Here is a 20,214-nt window from a genome sequence, read left to right as displayed (position 1 = left end):
ATTTTTATAGCTAAACTCTTAAGTAAAAACCTTTTTTTTAACGTGGCAAACCATTTTTCACAACTTGCAAAAAAGTCAAGAACAAATGGAAACGCAGAAAAAATTGCAAAAGAACAACCAGGTAAGCCATCTTTAGACATTTATAAACTTGGTGATGATGTATTAAGACAAAATTCCAAAAGAATAACTAAAGTCGACGAATCAATTAGAAAACTTGCTAGAGAAATGCTTCAAAGCATGTATGCAGCTAAAGGAATTGGACTTGCTGCACCTCAAATTGGAATCAACAAAGAGCTTCTTGTCATAGACGTAAATTTCGAAGATTCAGCAGCAGAACCTTTAATATTAATCAATCCAGAAATTACAGACTTTGGAACAACCCTCAATTCATACGAAGAAGGCTGCTTGAGTATACCTGGCGTCTATTTGAATGTAGTAAGACCATCAACTATAAAATTAAAATTTAGAGATGAAATGGGACGACCACGAAAAATGAAAGCAGATGGACTGCTAGCTAGGTGTATTCAACACGAAATGGATCACTTAAATGGAATATTATTTGTAGATAGAGTTACATCAAAAGATGATTTGAACAAAGAACTTTTAAAAGAAGGGTTTAACGAAAAAGACGTTATCTCAATTAATTAATTAAATGACTGAAACAACAATATTTCAAAAAATCATTAATGAAGAAATACCCTGCGATAAGCTTTATGAAGATAAGTTTTGTATTGCTTTTAATGATATCCAGGCACAAGCTCCAGTACATTTTTTAGTGATTCCTAAAAAGCCAATAATAAGTTTATTAGAGTGTATTGAGCAAGATGCAAATTTATTAGGGCATTTACTTTTTGTTGGTAGCAAAATAGCTAAATCAAAAAATTTAACTAATTGGAGAACAGTAATTAACACTGGAGCAGAATCTGGACAAACAGTTTTTCATTTACATATTCATTTTTTATCTGGAAGAAAAATGAATTGGCCTCCAGGTTAAAACTCTCGAAAGAAATATTAATGAGTTATAAATAAATAAAAACAAAATGAATACTCCAGAGTCTTTAAATACAGAATCTAAAAATTTATTTAATTTAATTTCAAAAAATTGGGAAGAGCTAGATGATTCACTCAAAACTAAGTTAATAAAAATTTGGAATGTTTTAACTTATAAATGGCAATTACAAATTTTATTTAATTTACCTTTTCTACTATGGTGGGCATTAGATAAATCTTTTCCAAAAGTTCATGAATTTGATGCAACAATCTTGAATTACTTGGATCTACCTGACTGGGCACTTTCATTTATTGGCTTTGGTCAATAGACTGCTAAAAGTTATAATTTATTTCATAACACTAGTCGAGTAATGAATAAAGCAGTGAATAATAAAGCCAAATTATTGTACCAATTACAAAAATTAAGGAAGCTATCTCAACCGTTTTTTCTCCCCATAGATCAATGTAATGGATTCCAATTTATATGGCTTTTAATTTCTCTATTATTTTGTGTTGGTGGAGTAGTACTTGTTGGTCTTACAGGAATAATAAGTTTTTTTGAAAGCTTTCAACCAATTTTTCTTGAAAAGTATTTCGGAGGTGTAGTAAGTACCGTCAATTCAATTTGGGCTGGGAGTTGGGGATTGCTTTTTTCTGCACTATTTCTAATTGGATCAGGAAGCTTTTTTAGCTTAAGACGTCAATTAAAAAACCGTAGATGGTTACATTGGTTATTCCTTGCGATAATTGTATTAATGCTTTTAGCTGTAAACGGAATAAACGCAGGTATTGGATTCATTGCAAGAGATTTAACAAATGCTTTAGTAGAAAAACAAGAAGATGGATTTTATCGGATATTGGGGATTTACGCTTGTTGTTTCGCTGTGGCTCTACCAATACGGGTTTCCCAAATATTTTTTACGTATAAGTTAGGAATAATTTGGAGAGAATGGCTTTCAAAAAGTCTAGTCAGAGATTATATGACTAATAAAGCTTACTACCAGTTAAATCCCAATGATGAAGAGCAAACCGATGTAGATAATCCCGATCAAAGAATCACAGATGATACCCGAGCTTTTACCGGGCAAAGTCTCTCTTTCACATTAGGTATTTTTGATGCTCTACTAACATTTTCACTTAATATTCTAATTTTATGGAGTATTAGTACAACACTTACTTTTTCTTTATTTGGTTACGCCGCATTTGCAACTTCTATCCTCTTAATTGCTGGAAAAAATCTTGTAAAGATTGACTTTGATCAACTCAGATATGAAGCAGATTTTCGATATGGCTTAGTACATATTCGAGATAATGCTGAATCGATAGCCTTTTACTCTGGAGAGAATCCTGAGCAAAGTGAAACTGAAAGACGCTTAGGAGAAGTGGTGAGAAACTTTAATTTACTAATTATATGGAGAGTAATAATAGACGTCATGAGAAGATCCATTAATTATGCTGGAAATTTCTTTCCATATTTAATAATGGCAATCCCTTACTTTAAAGGTGATATTGATTATGGACGCTTTATTCAGGCAAGCTTTGCATTTGGAATGGTTGAAGGTTCCTTATTTTTCATTGTTAATCAAATTGAAGAGCTTGCAAAATTTACTGCTGGTATTGGGAGATTAGAAGGTTTCCAATCAAAAGTTGAATCCATTAGTCAAACCAACCCAACAAGCAATCAAAACGTTATTTCAGATTACCCCTCAATTCTCATTAATAATGCTGACCTTTGCCCACCAGGATCAAATAAAACAATAATTAAAAATTTAAATTTAAGCATCGACAATAATCAATCACTTTTAGTCGTAGGACCATCTGGGTGCGGAAAAACATCTTTACTAAGAATGATTAGTGGTTTATGGGAACCCGATCAGGGAGTAATTAAAAAACCAAAAATTGGGGAATTATTATTCATACCTCAGAAACCCTATATGTTACTTGGTTCTTTAAGGGAACAATTATGTTATCCCACGGAAGTTAAGAAATTTAGTGATGAACATCTTACTTCTGTACTTCATGAAGTAAATTTAAAAACCTTAGTTGATCGTTATCCTAATCTTGATATCAAACAAGATTGGCCACGAATTCTTTCCCTAGGCGAGCAACAAAGACTGGCTTTTGCAAGACTCTTACTAAATTCTCCAAGATTTGCAGTACTTGATGAAGCAACAAGTGCTTTAGATATTAACACTGAAAAAAAACTATATAGTTTATTAAAGGAACGAGAACTCTCTCTTATTAGTGTTGGACATAGACCTAGCTTAAAAGATTTTCACGAGAATATTTTAGAATTAAATGGACGAGGGGACTGGAAATTATTGACTTCTGATAAGTATAATTTTAAGGATTAAAAAAAAAATGAATTCTAAAGAAGAACAAACTAACTCGGAAGTCACTAATTTAGAGAATGAGAGTTTTATAGATCAAGAAAAAGATCCAAATTACATCAGTGAACAAATTAGAGACAATAAATTAGATGAACAATCTTTAGAAATTAAAGATGAATATAAATTTGGGTGGAGTAGTTATTCTGAAATAACTAATGGAAGATTTGCAATGATTGGCTTCCTTGCAATAATATTGATTGAATTATTTAGTAAACAATCGTTTTTAAAATGGGCAGGAATCCTATAATTAATCATCAAATCTAGAACTGTTATCTCTAGGTTTCTTCTTGTTTGTTCCCACGTTATATCTACTATTTTGATTTTTTGAACTTGATCTTAGTGTAGAGCTTACTCTACGAGTCCCTCGTGGTTTTTTGGCTTGGTTAGCATCTTGAAATGAAGCATCTTCTACTTGAGCTGTTGAAGTTTGCCGTCTAATTGGGGATCCAGTAGGTTTCTTTCTTAACGGGGAAGAATCACCAGGAGCAGAGCTATTATCTTGTCTAGAAACTGTGCGATTCATTCTGGGTCTTGAACCTGTTTTAACTTCATCGCGAGATAAATTTCTTCTCTCACCAAAGTTTTTTGTTTCAGGTTGTTTACTATTTCTATCTTCAGAAGTCTGTCTTCTTCTTCTTATAGGTTCATCACTTTCAAACTGACTTGTTTCCCTTGAAGATGGCCTGCTTCTACTTGCTGCAGCAGATGGTATAGCTCTTGAAACATTCCTCCTACGAGATCTCCCCTCCGTATAGTCTTCTTCAAATTCATCTTCTTGAGGTTTAAATCTTCTGGATGGTCTTTCAGGTTCTTCAAACCTATCATAATCGTCATTAAATCGGCCCCTAGAACTTCTGGGAACATCAGAAATAGGATCATCATCAAAATAACTTGACCTTCTAGCTTGATCAGTAGCAACTCCCCTCAATCGCACACTTTCATATGCGAAAAAAACTGTAGTTCCTGCTAATAAAAACTGACCAAACTGAAGGATAGGATCTAACCTCCAGCCTTGAAAAAATAATATTCCTCCGCACAAAAGTCCAATTGCTGCGAAAAAAACATCATAATCCCTTGCCAAGGCAGGCTTAAAAGACCTCAAAAAATAAAGGCCTCCTCCGCATACGGCGAGAACTATACCAACAATACTGGCCCAATTGAGACTAGCATTGACCACATTCTTTCTCCAAAAATTTATTTTTAAAAGGGTTTATTATATCCCTTATATATATAGTGTACTTAAAACTTCTACAAAAACTAGCGTCTTCCAGTAGAAGTGCGATCGAGGGAATCTTTCTGGCTAACAAAAATCAAAAATGCAGTGGCTGGAATAACGATAAGTAAAGCAGCTGCTATAAAACTACCTATCATTCCGACAGCGGAATTATTTGCAACTTCTGCAGAAAAATCTGCGGCTAACAATAAATTTGAGATTTGAAGCACTTTTTAAATATTAAATTCTCAATTTATAATACGAATTAAATACGTTTCAATGGGTTATTTATTAAGATGAATTAAATAATTGTGATTTCCTTGCTTGTAAACTCTCTTCAAATTTTAGATATTAGTTTAGGAATTTCTCTTTCATATCTAACTATAGTTTTTCTAATTAGATTAATACTTACTTGGTATCCAAAAATTGATTTAAGTAAAGGTTTGTGGTTATTAATTTCAATACCATCAAGCTCTATTCTTAATTTGACAAGAAAACTAATTCCTCCAATTGGAGGCGTTGATGTTGGACCCGTAATTTGGATCGGAATTATAAGCTTTTTAAGAGAAATTTTAGTCGGTCAGCAAGGTCTTGTAAAACTTGCATTGTATGCACATATTTCATAAAATCATTTAATTATTTCTCAGTAATTTGGCAATAATTCTTCCTCTACATATTTTGTATGTATCTTACCCTGCTTAAATTTAGATTTATTCAGTAAAGTTAGATGAAAGTTGATTGTTGTAGGAATACCTGTTACTGCACATTCATTTAAAGCCCTATTCATACGTTTAATTGCCGTATTACGATCTTTTCCCCAGACTATTAGTTTACCAATTAATGAGTCATAGAAAGGAGGTATTTCATAGCCTGTATAAACATGACTATCCACCCTTACACCAGGCCCGCCAGGAGGAAGCCACCCAGTTATTTTTCCAGGCGATGGTCGGAAATTGTGAGAAGGATCTTCAGCATTGATTCTACATTCAATGGCATGACCGTTTAAATGGATATCGTCCTGATTAAATTCCAAGTTTGCTCCGCTTGCGATTTTAATTTGCTCAGCTATTAAATCAACTCCTGTAACCATTTCAGTCACAGGATGTTCAACTTGAATCCTAGTATTCATTTCCATAAAATAAAAATTATTATCATCGTCAACCAAAAATTCAACTGTACCCGCTCCTTCGTAGCCGATACTTTTTGCAGCAGCAATAGCTGCGTTACCCATTTTTTTTCTTAGCTCAGTGTTAATTGCAGGACTAGGAGACTCTTCTAGTAACTTCTGATGTCTTCTTTGAACTGAACAATCTCGCTCTCCTAAATGAACAACATTACCCGACCTATCGGCCAAAATTTGAATTTCTACATGTCTTGGCTTCTTTATAAATTTCTCCATATATAAACCATCATTACCAAAAGCTGCTTCTGCTTCGCCTTGAGCTGCTTTAAACATTTTTTCGAGATTATCAGATTTTTCAACTAACCTCATACCTCTTCCACCTCCTCCAGCAGTCGCTTTAATAATTACCGGATAGCCAATATCGTCTGCCAATTTATAAGCCTCATCAACATTTGATAACAAGCCTTTACTTCCAGGTACAGTTGGAACTCCAACTGCCTCCATAGTTTCTTTAGCTGTAGATTTATCTCCCATAGATCTAATAGCTTTAGGAGATGGGCCAATAAAAACTATGCCATGATCGTTACACATCTCAGCAAATTTATCATTTTCCGCAAGAAATCCATAACCAGGATGTATAGCATCAACTCCTCTCGAAGTAGCAGCAGCAAGTATATTTGGAATATTTAAATAACTCTTATTACTTAATGAATCTCCAACGCAAACCGCCTCATCAGCAAGCTGAACATGCAATGCTTTTTTATCTACAGTGCTAAAAACTGCAACGGTCGCAATACCTAGTTCTCTACAACTTCTTACAATTCGTAAAGCTATTTCTCCACGATTAGCAATTAAAACTTTTTCAACCATTATGAAAATAAAATTGAAGAAATGAAATGACTTAAAATAAAAAATTATTTGCCAAAGTATTCAACAAAATTTTTTAGTGATCAGAGGACATTTTTTACAATACAACCTAAAACGTTATATATGTATAAATATTTGTTTTATGCAATAGAAAAATTTTTCATTATATTCAAAAAAACCCTTTTCTAACTACATTCTTATTTCAGCCAATAATGTATGATATTTTTAGGGTTTAGGTATCCCCTGGTTGCTGAAAACCCTTTGCGGACGTGGCGGAATTGGTAGACGCGCACGTCTAAGGAGCGTGTGGCTTCGGCCTTGCGAGTTCAAGTCTCGCCGTCCGCATTTAATGTATTCAGGTTTAACTGCAATGAAAAAAAAATCAGTTGCAGTAGTTATAATCTCCAATGGTCCTGGTGAATTAACTACATGGGTAAATCCTGTAGTTGATGAGCTAAACAAATTAAATAAATCACAATGTAATGAAGATAAACACGAGCTCACTATAAGATTAGTCCTTGTTCCTTGCCCAAATGCCACTGGTAAAGAATTTTTAGTTGCAAATTCATGGAATAAATTCGAATTAATTACAAAATCTAAAAGTTTTTGGAAATTATTAATAAAGCCACAATCTTTTGCTAATTGGCCAAAAAAGGGAGTAGTTATTTTCCTTGGTGGGGATCAATTTTGGAGCATTTTATTAGCTAAAAGATTAGGTTATATAAATATCACATATGCTGAATGGGTTTCGCGATGGCCTAAATGGACCAACGAAATTGCTGCAATGAATGTAAAAGTAAAAGAGTTAATACCAAAAAGATATAAATATAAATGTAAAATCATTGGCGATTTGATGGCAGATATCAAACTTAATAGCGAAATATCATTAAGAAATAAAGAAAAACACTACATTGCATTGTTGCCTGGTTCTAAGAAAGCAAAGCTTTCAGTTGGAATTCCTTTCTTCTTAGAAGTTGCAGATCATATCGCTGAAGAAAATCATAATATAAATTTCATAATTCCCATTGCCCCAACTACTGATAAAAGTGAATTTTTATTTTTTCAAAGCAACAAAAATCCAATTGCTAAATATTACTCATCAAGAATAAAAACAATTAAAAACTCCAAAGACTTTCGTTTTGATTATGTAATTGAAACATCAAACAATACAAAGATCTATCTTATCAAGAAACATCCTTGCTATGAAATATTAAAAGAATGTGATCTTGCAATTACAACTGTAGGAGCAAATACTGCAGAATTAGCAGCAATTAGTCTTCCAATGTTAGTTGTTTTGCCAACTCAACATTTAAATATGATGAATGCTTGGGATGGTATTTTTGGATTAATTGGAAAAATTTCATTCATAAATAGATTCCTAACTTTTATAATTAAAAATTTCTATTTTAAAAAAAAGAAATTTTTTGCTTGGCCAAATATTAAAGCTAAAAGAATGATTGTCCCTGAAAGGATAGGTAATATTTCGCCAATAAAAATTGCAAATGAAGTATTAGTTCTTATTGAAAATAGAGATCAGTTAAAAAGTATTAGGGATAATCTACATAAAGAAAGAGGCGAGAAAGGTGCTGCAAAAAAACTTGCTTCTATTATTATAAATTCAATAAAAAAACTTTAACAACTACCAAGGATCATCAATTTCAAACTTTTCTGATTTTTTATTTTCTTGAACTAAATTTTGTTCATTCAGGGGTTCAATATCTAAAGTTTCAGTTGCATTTTGAATTGGTCTTTTAGAAGCTAAATTAGTAGTTGATTGTTTCTTTTGCTTTAAATCAATATTGTTTTTTTCATCTATTTGATTAAAACTATTTTGATCCTCGATCTGATCAGAATAATCATTATCCATGTATAACTTTTTTCTGTTATTTATTTCCTCTGCAGAACCGTTTATTTCAACATATTCGAGTTCATCTTCATAATCATCTTCATAATCATCTTCATAATCATTTTGTTCAACAACTTCCTCATATTCCTCGACTAAATTGTTTTGCTGTTCTGATTCAGAACCTGAAAGTAACTGATTCTCAACAGGTACAAGATTTGCTGAGTATCCATTTACTTCCCTTTCATCCCATGAAGAACCCCCGACTCCAAGTTTCTCAAGTAATCCACTACTTAGTTGCTTTAATTTCTCTTCAGCGCCTTCATAAACAATAATCCTATCGGTACCACTACTTACAATTTCCTCAACAGGTATTTCCCAAGTACTTAAAACTCCCTCACCTAAAAGCGGAACCCCAACAGCACCCATAACAAGAGATATCAAATCCCCAGTCTCAATATCAAAAGAAAAACCAAGGACTCTTCCTAAAAGTTGTCCAGATTCTGTAATCACTTGACAATTAATTACCTTCCCATATCTTTCTGGAGTAAAAGTCTCACTTAAAGAATCTAGGGAGTCAACTAATATGACATCTCCAACTTGTTTTATACTTTCTAAAGGCATCCATTTTGGCAAACCTGGTAAAAATCTTGTTAGTGGATTATCTCTTAGTCCCAAAGCGACCACCTCTCTTCTATCGATATCAACAACAACTTCGCCAACTACGCCAAGCCGCCTCCCAGTATCAGTAGTTATCACTTGTGTTCCCATTAATTCTGACCTTAACCATAAGCGTTCACTAGGAACCGAGTTAGGGAGATTCTTATTAGCGGATGTGTTAGACAAGCTCATAAATTTCTTTTTATCATTCTGACGTATAAATTTAAAAAAGTGTGTTTATGCAGCATTTGGTAACCCAAGAACTTGAGTATTAGCACCTCTTGCTTGCGCAACCCCAATTGTTCGTTCAGACGCACTAATCATAGGCCTTCTATGACTTACGACTATAAATTGTGCATTTGATGACTGATTCGATATTAGTTTTGACAACCTTTCAACATTAATACCATCTAAAAAACTATCAACCTCATCTAATGCATAAAAAGGTGAAGGTTTATACTTTTGCAAAGCAAATAAAAAACTTAAAGCAGTTAACGATTTTTCCCCACCCGACATAGAGGCTAATCTTCTAACATTTTTTCCCTTAGGATGAGCCACTAAAGTTAATCCTCCATCTAAAGGAGAATTAGGATTTTCAAGTTGAAGAAATCCATCTCCATCAGATAAATTTGCAAAAATTTCTCTAAAATGTCTATCAACTTCTGTAAATGCTTGCATAAAAGCCTCCTGACGCATCGTAGATACAGTTTCTATTCTCAGCAATAATTCAGATCTCTCATTAGATAGAATTTCTAATTTTTCTCGCAAACCATTTAATCTCTCAATTAATTCTTCTAGTTCATCAAGAGCCAACATATTAACAGGTTCTAAGCTTTGAAGTTTTGCATTTATGATCGAAATTTCTGATTGTAAAGACTCAAGACTCTTTCCTTCATATTCTCCAAACTCCGGGGAGGGATTAGGAAGATCTTTTTTATAATTTTCTAATTTTATTTTCTCGCTCCTCATTTCTTCTTTAAGAGAATGCAAATCCCTTTCAAGATATTCAATCTTCAACAAATAGTTATTATATTCTTGCCTTTTATTTGAAATTGAAGAGTTTAATTCATCTCTTTTCCTTCTCAATAAACCTAAATCCTTCTCTAAAGAATTTTTTTGATTATCGAGATCTAAAAGCTCTTTTTTAAATTCATCTCTTTTTTTTATCCATTCACCATGAGAAATTGCAAGTTGTTGAATAGATTCCTGCAAGTTTTTTTCTTGTAGTAAAGTAATTTTTAATGAATTATTGATACGCTCTTTATTTAAAACAAATTGATTCTTTTTATCTAGTAATTTATCTCTCTCTTTAATAAGTAATTCAAGTTTTTTATCAAGATTATTAAAATCGTTATTAAAAACTATTAATGATGAGTTTTGATTTTTTTCATAATTTGCCTTTTGAATGGTTTGTAATTGATAAAACTGATCATGATAAGGCTTCAATTCATTTTTTAAATGATCTAACTCGTTAACTAATAAAGTATTAGCAGTATCAAGTTTATTTAATCTCGATTTACAATCCTCAATTCTTTGCGAGAAAGCCTTAAGAGAATCTTGATTTACTTCAATTTCTTTATTAAATGAGGCACAATCCTCAATTATTTGACTACGGTTATAATCTAATTTACTAAGTCTATTATTTTTTATTATCAAATCATTATTTGACTCTTTTAAAGCTTCTTCAATAACTAATAATCTTTCTTTTATAGGACTGGAATCATCAATATCATTATTAATTCCAAACCTGTAAGCCAAATCTTTATTTAATTTACTACCTCCTGTAATCGCACCACTTGCTTCTAATAATTCACCACTTAAGGTAACCAACCTATTTTTTTTTGTTGATAACCTAGCTGAGGATAAGTCTGAAAAAACCAAAGTATCTCCAAAAACATATCGAAAAACATCTGAATAAACTTCATCAAAAGTAATTAGATTAATAGCTTTATCAATAAATCCATTCTCCCTATAATTTTCAAATCTTGAAATTGCATAATTCTTGTTTTGACTTTTAATTCTATTTAAAGGTAAGAAAGTTAATCTTCCCGCTTTCTTCTTTTTAAGGATTTCAATTGCTTTAGCAGCAATATGATCATTATCAACAACAATTTGTCCTAATCGATTTCCAGCAGCAATTTCTAATGCATATCTATTTTTCTCACTGACCTCTCCAAGTTGAGCTACATAACCATGTATACCCTCTAACCCTGCTTCTAAGAGAATTCTGAGAGCATATGAACCTCTGGATTCGTTCAAAGCTTCCTTCCTACTTTCGAATCTAGATAAATCCTTTTCAAGCCTTAATTGCTCGTTGTTTAGCCTTGATTTAGTTTTAATTAATAAATCAATTTCATTTTTTAAAGAATTAATTTCTGAGCTATTACTTGCCAAGTTTTTATTCTGTGAATCGGATATCTCTTTTTTTCTTTGATTTCCCTCAAAAAGTTTCTGCTGCTCTAAGTTTAAGGAGTCAATCTGAGACAATATCTCATCTTTTTGAATATTATTTTGAATAATTTCCTGTTCAATTTTCATTTTTTTTATTTCCAAAGGATTTATTTGATTTTTTATACTTTCAAGCTCAGCATTTAATTTGATACTTTGTTTTGAGAATTCTCCAGACTCTCCAGCCGCATCAGATAGTTTTTTTCTGGATAGTTTGTGTTTTATAGTGAGATCATCAATTTGCAAATTTAATTGATTTAAAAAATTATCATCGAAATTTTCTTGTCTCATCTTTTCTGACTCGATATTCCTCTTAGAAATTGCAATTTCATCTCTTTGTTTTTGTAATTTAATACCTTCTTCTTTATTCAGACTTGATGTCCTATCAAGTTCTCTCAAGTTAGAATTAATACTTCCAATATCAGAATTGACTTTTATCAATTTATCCTCTCCTTTTTCCTTAAGCTCATCAATCAGTATTTTCAAAGCATCTTCTAAGACTAATATTTCTTTGCTGATAGATTCTTTTTGTTTATTAAATAATATTTTATTTTTTTCAATTTCACTTTCTTTTTTTTCTATAGATTCAACATGCTTAACTTGTTTATCAAAAATAAGAACTTTCTCTAATTCCATTATTTGTAGTAGTTCTGCCTTTAACTCTTTATATCTCTTTGCTTTTTCACATTCTTTTTCAAGCTTACTCTTACTAGATTTCAATTCATTTTCTAAAATTTCACATCTTTCTTGTCTTTCGAAAACGTCATTTAATTTTGCATTAGTTTGTTCTATTCTTGTATCAAAAAGTGCGACTCCTGCTAATTCATCAATAAGATTTCTCCTCTCTTTATTATTCATCGATACTATTCTTGTTACATCACCCTGCATAACAACATTGCTGCCCTCAGGATCAACACTAATATCTCTTAATATTCTCTGTATTTGTTGCAAGGTACATTGTTTTCCATCAGAAGTATAAGTAGAAGCATAAGAACCACCTGGCATAAGCCTTAATTTTCTAGAAACTATCCATTCTTTTTGACCTTTATTAAGGGCAATTTCTTCTTCTTCTAGTTCCAAAGGCGGAAGGTCCTCTCTTGGAGACCAATCTTGAATATTAAATTTTACCGATACAGATGTTTCTGATGACTTACCCTCTTTAACTTTGGAGTTATTTATTAGATCTGGTAATCTTTCAGCCCGCATCCCTCTGCTATTAGCTAGACCTAAACAGAATAAAATTCCATCTAAAATATTACTTTTCCCAGAACCATTAGGACCGGTAACCACAGTAAAACCTTCTTCAAGAGGAATTTTGACATTTCCCCCAAAAGATTTAAAATTTTCAAACTCGACCTGATTGATATGTACCAATCTCAAGTCTCTATAGCTAAATAAGAATAACTAATTTGCAAAAATTCTCAATAGAAATATTACGTTTATTTATAAATGAATATTAATAATTTTTACTCAATCTACAGTAATTACCCGAAATTTCAAACAAACCAAAAAGAAGTTCACCATCCAAAATGAATCGATAATATTCAGAATCCAATTTATCAGAAACGCTTTTAAATATTCCATGATCAATTCTTTTTACAAACCCTCTATTTTCAGAAAGTTCATGTTCTATTCTGGATAACCATATAAGTCTATGATTTGGCTGCTTAGAAATTTCTATCGAAGCTTGATTTAATAAAGGTAGTTTTAAAAATTTCCAAGTTAAACAATCTATGCCATTTTCAACAAGAAAATCATAATGAATATCGAAAGAGTCAGCAGAATAAACTTTATGTTCAAGCAAAACCCATTTATTCATTATCTAATTGATAAATAAATCGAATCTATTTTCAAAACAAAGTTGAGATAAAGATATATTTTATTAAAGATGGTTCCTGTTATTTAATTACTTGCATCAGGAACAAATCTTAAAGCAATGAATAGCAAACTTCCAGCTCCAGCGATAGCTGCAGCTACTAATCCAAAATCTGTAGGGATTGTGCGAGATGCAAAAATTAATGTTGCAAATGTAATATCCATGATGAAATTTAAACTCATTTAATAAATTCAGTAATAGCTTAACAAAACCTTCTTGCAGAACTGAGTAGATAAATAAAATGTAAATAAACTTTTATATGTTTTTATTCTTTATAAATTGAACAATTCTTTAGATAAGGGTTCCAAATTAATAAAATAGGGTCTAATCTTAAAATAAACGAGTTTAAATAATGGAGATTTACAATCCTCCCAAAGAAGTAGAAGAAAAAGAAAATAACTCTGATCTTCCTGAAAAAGAAGTTATTTCAGAAAAATGGTTACTTGAAAAAATTGACGCTTTAATACCTTTAATCAAAGAAAAATGGCCTAACATTGCACAACAAACCCTTGAAGCCACAAAAGGGAGTATTGATGATTTAGTTGAAGTAATAGCCAGCCATAGTGGAACCTCAGTAACTGGAATAAAAAACCAACTATTTGAAATAATTGATTCAATAAGTGAAAATAATTGGGAAATAGCAGAAAAAATTGAACCTATCGAAAGTCAATTAGAAGAATTATTAGAAGAACTTAACAATACACTTAGACCAAAAATAGAAAATCCAATAAGAAAAAAACCACTATTATCTATAGCTATTGCTGCTGGTATTGGTTTACTAATAGGAACTATCGTAAACAGTGGCAGAAAATAATATGGAAAAACCAAAAAATAAAAACTTTTCAAATACCGCCTCCAGAATTTCAGCGATTGCAAGTTCAGTGATGGATTTGCACGTAAGAATAGCTCTTCAAGAAGTAGATAGAGAAAAAAGAAGATTAATTAGTGGTGGAATATTTTTGGCAATTGGCAGCACATTATTATTATCAGTGCTAATTTGCATCCATATTATTTTTTATCTTTTTCTAACGAAATATAATAACTGGAATATTGAATATAATTTATTACTCATAATATTTATCGATTTATTTCTTGCAGGTTTAAGTTTGAAGCTTGGAGGAAAATTAGCCAAAGGACCTTATCTTCCTCAAACATTAGAGGGTTTAGGGAAGACAACAAAGGCCGTTTTAGGCAAAAAATAAATTACCTTATTAATTACCTTATTAATTACCTTATTAAATACTTTATCCATCTACAATCTATTCCCCCATTGCTAACGGGAATTTTCAATGAAGATTTCATTTTCAAATATTTTGTTAGTTTTGGATTTCCACTTAACAGCCAAAATTCCCAACCTGAAAAATTATTCTTTAGAAAAATTCCTATTTGTTCATATAAACAAATCAATTCATTTTCATCGCCTAATTTTTTACCGTATGGAGGATTGCACAGAATGACCCCAGGTTTAGATTTTAATTGGAGTTCTAAAAAATCATTATTTATAAGTTCAATATAATTTTCGAGTCCAGCCAATGATATATTTACTTTCGCCTGTTCAAAAACCTTTTTATTAATTTCACAGCCTATTATTGTTGGTAATTTTTCATAATTTATAATTTTCTTTTTTGCCTTATTTTTTTCGTTAAGATAAATATCCCTCCTAAAGTCCAACCAATTCTCAAAAAGGTATACTTTATCAATATTTATGGGAACTTCAAGAAATTGGTTAACTGCCTCAATTAAAAAAGTTCCTGATCCGCACATAAAATCAATTAAAGGGACTTTGCCATTCCATTGAGTCATATTTATCAATCCAGAAGCTAAATTTTCTTTTAATGGGGCATTTCCAACTGCGGGTCTGTAGCCTCTTTTGTGTAAGCTTTCAACACTGCTTTGAAGACTGATAATTGCTTTATTATTATTTAAATGAAGATGAATGATAAAATCAGGATTTTCTAAAGAAATATTTGATCTTTTATTCCAAACTGCCTTTTGCAAATCAGTTATGGAATTTTTAACTTCAAGAGCAGTGAAATATGTATGACTTAAAGAAGATGTTCTCCCAGTTACTTGAACATTAAACGTTTTTTCATGATGCAACCAATTTAACCAATCAAATGAATCTCTAACTCCCTCATATAAAGATTGCTTGTCATAGCAATTAAAACTGGTAATTTCTCTATAAAAACGAAAAGCTAATCTGGAATAAAAATGAACTCTATAAAAAGTTTCAAAATCACATTCAAAATTAATAAATCTTTTATAAGTTTTAATATTAAAACCACCTAAATTTGAAATTTCTTTAGCTAAATATTTCTCTATTCCATCTGGAGCTGATGCTACTACGTTCATAAACGATAAAAACTTAAAAAAACTATTCAATACTCATTTTGCCTGTCAGAATATAAATGTCCAATTGGACTAGGTGATCTCAACCGATGTTTCGGACAGCGGTTCGATTCCGCTCAACTCCACTATTTGGGGTTGTAATGGTTTCGACGGGGCATAAGGAAGGTGACTGAAGCCGGCTCGGTTAGAGCAAAAACACAAATGCTAACAAAATCGTTAGTTTCTCCCGTCAAACAGCACCAGTTGCTGCTTGATCCTTAAGGAGATGGGGTCATATCAGCCTTATCAACCAAATGATGCGCGGAGTCTGGAAGGACTCCACTTTTTTAATAAATATAAAGTTGTATTAGATAATTTATTAGCGTGTAAATATTGCTGCAGTTGCATGTATTAAAAAAAAAATTTTTTATTTTATGAGTATAAATACTGAGAAGATTGATTGTAAATTAATTTATCTTATTAGAAAACCAAATTCTGCACAATGGAACCTAATAAAAACCTAGATGACTTGATAATAAATCTGAAACCTAAAGTTATTAGATTTACTGGCGAAAAATTTCCCACTGAACTATGGAATAATAGCTGTCAAATTAAAAAAAATAAAAAGATATCTAGCTAAAAATTAAATTAAATACTTGAAAAAGGATTTTTAGGCATTTTTTTTAAACATTTTTTTGAAAATTCCTGAAGTTCTTTAAATTCATTTATATTTAAATTCCATTTAAATACACGCGATACATCAATAACTTGAGATTTTTTTCGCATTCCAACTAGTGGAATAACTCCTTGATAACAGCACCAATTAATTGCTACTTGCGCTTGAGAAACTGATCTTTGATTTGCAATTCTTTTTAAACACCTGCGCAATTCATATGTTGGTTTTTTATAGTTTTCAAATAATGCATTACGAATAAAACTTTTTTCTTTATTTTCTTCTTTATCTGGATCAATACAAAGTATTCCAAAGGACAAAGGACTATAAGCAAAGAAATCAATATTATTTTCTTCGCAAATTTTTTTTACCTGATATTGTTTTCCTAAATCGGGAGCAAGCAAAGAAAACTGTATCTGAACACTCTTTAGGCTCTGATCTCTTTTTGCCAAGAAGTTAATTAATTGCATCAATCTTTTAGGGCCTATATTTGATAAGCCTATTTGAAAATCAAAGCCTTCATCTTTTAAATCGCAAAGATTATTCAACAGCCCTAATTCCTGCCAAGGGTTGTATTTTGCAGTTGACCAATGTAATTGCACTATATCTAATTTGTTATTAAGTCTTTCTAAACTGTTCAAAAAAGGTTTACTAAAACCTCTGTTACCTAATCTCCATGGATAAGGTGCAAGTTTGGTTGCTACTTGAATTCTTTTTTTCTTTGCTGAAGGAGTATTTAGTAAAAATTTGCCTATCAAAAATTCACTTCTACCCTGAAGATTCCCAGTACCGTAAGAATCTGCAGTATCAATTAGATCGAAACCTCTGCGTAACGCTTCATTATATGTCTCACGTAAATCATCGTCGTTTGTAGATTGGTAATTCCAAAAAAGCTTATTCCCCCAAGACCACGTACCTAATCCAATTCTTTTCTTCACTAAACAATTTAATTAAGGAACTTTATAAGGTTATCTAAAAATATCAACTTATTTAAAATATTTCAAAAAATAAGTTTTAAAGGATTAAAAATCAATTTCTCTTGACATTGAGAAATTATTCTCCAAAGTAAGAGAAATAAAAATAAAAAATTGTTCATTACCGTTTGCGGACAAAAAGGGGGTGTGGCCAAAACCTGCACAAGTATTCACCTTGCTAGTGTTTGGCATTCTGAAGGTAAAAAAGTTTGCATAGTCGATGCCGACAAGAATAGATCTGCTTTAGCATACGCATCAAGAGGCAATCTTGCATTTCCAGTTTTTCCTGTCAGTTCAGCTGCTAAAGCATCAAGATCATCAGAAATTGTAATAACTGATGGCCAAGCTAGCAGTGATCAAGAAGAACTTAAACACTTAGCTTATGGTTCAGACTTAGTTATCTTACCTACAACTGCTAAAGCAAGATCAGTAGAATTAACTGTTGAATTAGATAATTTATTAAGCAACTTAAAAGTTAACCATGCAGTAGTAATAGTAAAAGTTGATTTTAGACAGCAAAAAGCAGCGCAACAAGCCAAAGCAGCTCTAGAAAATTTTGGTTTGTATGTTTTTGATACATTCATACCCTTACTTTCAGCGTTTGATAAAGCAGAAGCCTCGGGCAATGCTGTATTTGAAGCTGTAGACGATTTAGGTAGATCAGATCCTCGTCGAATGACGGGCTGGTCTGCTTATTGTTCAATTGCCTCACAAATTCCATGCCTGATTTCGAAGCCCTCATCCGACATCAACAACTTAAACAACCAACAACCAATCAGCGCTTAAAAGTAGTTGATTCTCCTAATTTTAAAGAAGAAAAAAACGAAGACACAAAAATTAGACAATCTGGATTATTAGTTAATTTTTTTGGAGGTTTTATAGGCTCTGTAATTGGAACTTTGACAATACTGTTTCTTTATATAAATGAATATCTACCATTAGATTTACTAAAACTTAAGTAGTATATTCGCTATTGATGCACACTATGTGTGTTGATTATGCACCTATCTCTAATCTATTGATATAACTGACTTCAATATTACCTATACAAATCACACTAGGATCACACTTTTAGGATTTGAACTTTGACATATTAGTGGTATCAATAACATTTTGTTGTGCATATTACTTCAGTCACAAAGTCATCTGACTCCACTACTTGTTAAATAATCATCAAACTTTCATGAGTTTGTGTTACTTAATCGATTATAAAATGATATTGAATTGTGACCTCTAAAAAAAATACTGCAATTTATTTTTCAGGAGCATAATTAAAAAAAAGCCTAATTTATTATGAGGAAATTCTTTACTTATTCATTTTTTACATCAGCTTTATTATTAGTTAGTTATTCTGCTAACGCAGAATGGGATACATATGGAGTTAAATCAACATCTGATACTTTGTTAATCAAAAAGTGTGATTCCAGCACAGGATCATGTGATTCAGGAGTAACTAGAACTGCAACATATATTGGTATTACTCCAAGCTTATCTTGGGTTGACGATGAAAATAATTTAATTCTCTATGCAGAAGAACAAACAAGTGTGGGTGGAGCTAGAACAAGTAAATTACTAAAATATAATGGATCAACTGAAACTTTTACAGACTTAGGAACAAACTGGAAAGCCGACTTTAACCAAACTTATAGCAAATATGCAGTACAAAGAAACACAGATGGTTCAGTTCAAATTGGTGGAGATACGGATGATATTGATGTAGTTTCTGATGGTTTGAATATTGATGGTGCTGCTGTTATTACTAAAAATTCAGATGGTTCTGTTCAAATTGGTGGAGATACGGATGATATTGATATAGTTTCTGATGGTTTGAATATTGATGGCGCTGCTGTTATTACTAAAAATTCAGATGGTTCTGTTCAAATTGGCGCAGATGGCAATGACATTGACATAACCTCAGAAGGTTTAACGGTTGATGGGGTTTCACTGATTACCAAAAAAATTCTGGTGAAATTCATATTGGTAAAAATTCACTAATTACAAAAGAAGAAGATGGTGTCCAAAAACTTTACGCTAAAGATGAAAATGGTAATGCAATCGATATCAATGTCACCAATGGCAGCAAATTGTTAATTGATGGAGTAGAAGTACAAGCAGGTAATAACGCTCAAATTACAACCAATAAAAATAATATTTCTACTAATAAAACAAATATCAAAAATCTTGGAGAAGGAGTTGCAGGGTCAACAGCACTTACAGCAGCATTATCTGCTTTACCTCAAACATCGAAAGAATCCAAACTGAGTTGTGGAGTTGGAACTGGTGCTTACAGCAGTAGGTATGCGATTGGTTTTGGTTGTGCTTCTAAAGTAAATGAAAGAGTTGATATAAATGCTGGTGGATCTTATGTCTTTGGTGGTTCCAAATCTTATGGTAGCGGAACTTTAGAAAGCGGAGTTGTTAAAGCAGGATTTGTTTTTAAATTAGGTGGATTAAAAAAACCTACCCAAATAAGTATGAAAGAAAAAGAAAGTATGGAAGAAAAAATTTACTCTCTTGAAGAAAAGAACAAGAAAATTATTTCTCAAAATAAAAATTTAGCAACTAAAAATCAAACAATCATTGCTCAAAACAAAGCTCTTTTATCAAGATTAGAAAGATTAGAAAAGATTACTTTGATCGGAATCAAATCAAAAGATTTGGCAGTCTATAAACTCAATTAAAAAATTTAATGAGACCTATGCAAGATCTTGCATAGGTCTTTAAGTGCTATAACTATCTCTTCCTTAATTTAGAGCTTATCTGGGCTAATTAAAATTATTATGGTGCGCATCAAAATCACATATAAGTCGCACTTTTAATGTTGTGCAA

The 20,214-nt window shown here is 31.7% G+C and carries 22 protein-coding genes and 1 tRNA gene; 14 read left to right on the top strand and 9 right to left on the bottom strand.

Annotation, left to right across the window (positions count from 1 at the left end; translation table 11 throughout):
* Nucleotides 1–42: 42 nt before the first annotated feature.
* From def to AMO19_RS01720, 5 genes are read left to right on the top strand one after another with little or no spacing between them, the layout of a single operon-like run.
* On the top strand, nucleotides 43–648 hold the full coding sequence (gene def / locus AMO19_RS01740) for a peptide deformylase (protein WP_011862107.1): 606 nt from the start codon (nucleotides 43–45) through the stop codon (nucleotides 646–648).
* A 4-nt stretch (nucleotides 649–652) separates the two neighbouring features.
* On the top strand, nucleotides 653–994 hold the full coding sequence (locus AMO19_RS01735) for a histidine triad nucleotide-binding protein (protein WP_025905813.1): 342 nt from the start codon (nucleotides 653–655) through the stop codon (nucleotides 992–994).
* A gap of 46 nt (nucleotides 995–1,040) precedes the next feature.
* Entirely contained in the window at nucleotides 1,041–1,319 is a 279-nt protein-coding gene (locus tag AMO19_RS01730) for a hypothetical protein (protein ID WP_075507090.1), read from the top strand.
* Nucleotides 1,320–1,361: 42 nt separating this feature from the next.
* Complete coding sequence (locus tag AMO19_RS01725) at nucleotides 1,362–3,344, top strand: ABC transporter ATP-binding protein/permease (RefSeq protein ID WP_075507089.1); 1,983 nt, start codon at nucleotides 1,362–1,364, stop codon at nucleotides 3,342–3,344.
* A gap of 7 nt (nucleotides 3,345–3,351) precedes the next feature.
* Nucleotides 3,352–3,627, top strand: a complete 276-nt coding sequence (locus AMO19_RS01720; protein WP_075507088.1) for a chlorophyll a/b-binding protein — start codon at nucleotides 3,352–3,354, stop codon at nucleotides 3,625–3,627.
* On the opposite strand, the gene AMO19_RS01715 is transcribed toward AMO19_RS01720, so the two are convergent.
* The gene (locus AMO19_RS01715; RefSeq protein WP_075507087.1) at nucleotides 3,628–4,557 is read right to left on the bottom strand and encodes a Ycf66 family protein; all 930 of its coding nucleotides are present in this window, start codon (nucleotides 4,555–4,557) and stop codon (nucleotides 3,628–3,630) included.
* Nucleotides 4,558–4,637: 80 nt separating this feature from the next.
* Nucleotides 4,638–4,823 carry a photosystem II reaction center X protein gene (psbX, locus tag AMO19_RS01710; RefSeq protein WP_011862101.1) on the bottom strand — a complete coding sequence of 62 codons (186 nt, stop codon included), beginning with the start codon at nucleotides 4,821–4,823 and terminating at the stop codon, nucleotides 4,638–4,640.
* Between the two features lie 90 nt (nucleotides 4,824–4,913).
* Here psbX and AMO19_RS01705 point away from each other — a divergent pair, with 90 nt between their 5' ends.
* Entirely contained in the window at nucleotides 4,914–5,219 is a 306-nt protein-coding gene (locus AMO19_RS01705; RefSeq protein ID WP_075507086.1) for a YggT family protein, read from the top strand.
* 17 nt (nucleotides 5,220–5,236) lie between these two features.
* On the opposite strand, the gene accC is transcribed toward AMO19_RS01705, so the two are convergent.
* Nucleotides 5,237–6,586: an acetyl-CoA carboxylase biotin carboxylase subunit gene (gene accC / locus AMO19_RS01700; RefSeq protein ID WP_075507085.1), complete on the bottom strand. Its 1,350-nt coding sequence runs from the start codon at nucleotides 6,584–6,586 to the stop codon at nucleotides 5,237–5,239.
* A 260-nt stretch (nucleotides 6,587–6,846) separates the two neighbouring features.
* On the opposite strand from accC, the gene AMO19_RS01695 reads away from it, so the two are divergent.
* Nucleotides 6,847–6,928 (top strand) — tRNA-Leu (locus AMO19_RS01695).
* 4 nt (nucleotides 6,929–6,932) lie between these two features.
* A complete protein-coding gene (locus tag AMO19_RS01690) occupies nucleotides 6,933–8,219 on the top strand; it encodes a glycosyl transferase (protein WP_075507084.1) in 1,287 nt (428 codons plus the stop codon).
* Nucleotides 8,220–8,222: 3 nt separating this feature from the next.
* On the opposite strand, the gene AMO19_RS01685 is transcribed toward AMO19_RS01690, so the two are convergent.
* The 4 genes from AMO19_RS01685 to AMO19_RS08270 form a co-directional block, all read right to left on the bottom strand.
* Nucleotides 8,223–9,278 carry a PRC-barrel domain-containing protein gene (locus AMO19_RS01685; RefSeq protein ID WP_075507083.1) on the bottom strand — a complete coding sequence of 352 codons (1,056 nt, stop codon included), beginning with the start codon at nucleotides 9,276–9,278 and terminating at the stop codon, nucleotides 8,223–8,225.
* Between the two features lie 45 nt (nucleotides 9,279–9,323).
* The gene (gene smc, locus AMO19_RS01680; protein ID WP_075507082.1) at nucleotides 9,324–12,914 is read right to left on the bottom strand and encodes a chromosome segregation protein SMC; all 3,591 of its coding nucleotides are present in this window, start codon (nucleotides 12,912–12,914) and stop codon (nucleotides 9,324–9,326) included.
* 76 nt (nucleotides 12,915–12,990) lie between these two features.
* Nucleotides 12,991–13,353, bottom strand: coding sequence for a hypothetical protein (locus tag AMO19_RS01675; RefSeq protein WP_075507081.1), 363 nt, complete (start codon nucleotides 13,351–13,353; stop codon nucleotides 12,991–12,993).
* A gap of 83 nt (nucleotides 13,354–13,436) precedes the next feature.
* Nucleotides 13,437–13,574: a hypothetical protein gene (locus tag AMO19_RS08270; RefSeq protein WP_146255918.1), complete on the bottom strand. Its 138-nt coding sequence runs from the start codon at nucleotides 13,572–13,574 to the stop codon at nucleotides 13,437–13,439.
* A 188-nt stretch (nucleotides 13,575–13,762) separates the two neighbouring features.
* On the opposite strand from AMO19_RS08270, the gene AMO19_RS01670 reads away from it, so the two are divergent.
* A complete protein-coding gene (locus tag AMO19_RS01670) occupies nucleotides 13,763–14,224 on the top strand; it encodes a hypothetical protein (RefSeq protein ID WP_075507080.1) in 462 nt (153 codons plus the stop codon).
* A 1-nt stretch (nucleotide 14,225) separates the two neighbouring features.
* Entirely contained in the window at nucleotides 14,226–14,612 is a 387-nt protein-coding gene (locus AMO19_RS01665) for a phage holin family protein (protein WP_075507122.1), read from the top strand.
* A 25-nt stretch (nucleotides 14,613–14,637) separates the two neighbouring features.
* Here the strand turns inward: AMO19_RS01665 and AMO19_RS01660 are convergent, their stop codons facing one another.
* Nucleotides 14,638–15,762, bottom strand: a complete 1,125-nt coding sequence (locus tag AMO19_RS01660; RefSeq protein ID WP_075507079.1) for a THUMP domain-containing class I SAM-dependent RNA methyltransferase — start codon at nucleotides 15,760–15,762, stop codon at nucleotides 14,638–14,640.
* Between the two features lie 478 nt (nucleotides 15,763–16,240).
* On the opposite strand from AMO19_RS01660, the gene AMO19_RS08395 reads away from it, so the two are divergent.
* Nucleotides 16,241–16,378, top strand: coding sequence for a hypothetical protein (locus AMO19_RS08395; protein WP_179850472.1), 138 nt, complete (start codon nucleotides 16,241–16,243; stop codon nucleotides 16,376–16,378).
* A gap of 8 nt (nucleotides 16,379–16,386) precedes the next feature.
* Here AMO19_RS08395 and AMO19_RS01650 read toward each other — a convergent pair whose 3' ends face one another.
* Nucleotides 16,387–17,349, bottom strand: a complete 963-nt coding sequence (locus tag AMO19_RS01650; RefSeq protein WP_075507078.1) for an aldo/keto reductase — start codon at nucleotides 17,347–17,349, stop codon at nucleotides 16,387–16,389.
* Nucleotides 17,350–17,499: 150 nt separating this feature from the next.
* Here AMO19_RS01650 and AMO19_RS01645 point away from each other — a divergent pair, with 150 nt between their 5' ends.
* The 3 genes from AMO19_RS01645 to AMO19_RS01635 all read left to right on the top strand — a co-directional run bounded on the left by AMO19_RS01645 (nucleotide 17,500) and on the right by AMO19_RS01635 (nucleotide 20,066).
* On the top strand, nucleotides 17,500–18,171 hold the full coding sequence (locus AMO19_RS01645) for a ParA family protein (RefSeq protein WP_075507077.1): 672 nt from the start codon (nucleotides 17,500–17,502) through the stop codon (nucleotides 18,169–18,171).
* A 507-nt stretch (nucleotides 18,172–18,678) separates the two neighbouring features.
* Nucleotides 18,679–19,380 carry a hypothetical protein gene (locus AMO19_RS01640; RefSeq protein ID WP_075507076.1) on the top strand — a complete coding sequence of 234 codons (702 nt, stop codon included), beginning with the start codon at nucleotides 18,679–18,681 and terminating at the stop codon, nucleotides 19,378–19,380.
* A gap of 89 nt (nucleotides 19,381–19,469) precedes the next feature.
* Nucleotides 19,470–20,066, top strand: a complete 597-nt coding sequence (locus tag AMO19_RS01635) for a YadA C-terminal domain-containing protein (RefSeq protein WP_075507075.1) — start codon at nucleotides 19,470–19,472, stop codon at nucleotides 20,064–20,066.
* Nucleotides 20,067–20,214 lie beyond the last annotated feature (148 nt).

It is taken from the genome of Prochlorococcus marinus, from assembly GCF_001180245.1.
GTDB classification, from domain to species: domain Bacteria; phylum Cyanobacteriota; class Cyanobacteriia; order PCC-6307; family Cyanobiaceae; genus Prochlorococcus_A; species Prochlorococcus_A marinus_F.
This window is presented reverse-complemented; position numbering and strand designations above follow the sequence as displayed.